The organism is Exiguobacterium sp. UBA6282, assembly GCF_002440475.1.
In the GTDB taxonomy this organism is placed as follows: domain Bacteria; phylum Bacillota; class Bacilli; order Exiguobacteriales; family Exiguobacteriaceae; genus Exiguobacterium_A.
Window position 1 is genome coordinate 11597 of record NZ_DJUM01000050.1, and the last position, 308, is coordinate 11904.

The window sequence follows — 308 nt, forward strand, 5'->3', positions numbered from 1 at the left end:
ACTAAGTACTGTCGTCCACTCCAACTGAGCGGGAAGTAGAGCGTATCCTCCGTGACTTGGTAATAGCGATTGTAGACCCGTCCCGCTTCAGCGTCCGCTTTGCTCGCGAACATCGTCCCGTACGTGTCGTAATCAAGCTCGAACTCGAAGTGTGTACCTTTAGCCACAAAATCCTTCGCGTCAAAATACCAGACTGCTAATCCTTTTGAATCAAATCGTCCTGTTAAGGCACTCCCCGCTTGTTTCGAGAAGGCTGGTACTTCTTTTGCTTTCGCCAATGTCGCAGGACGAATCGCCTCTTTTTTCTC

At 49.7% G+C, this 308-nt stretch carries 1 pseudogene; it reads right to left on the reverse strand.

Annotation, left to right across the window (positions count from 1 at the left end):
- Positions 1-308 (reverse strand): annotated as a pseudogene (locus B2751_RS12775) (hypothetical protein); the annotation flags it as partial.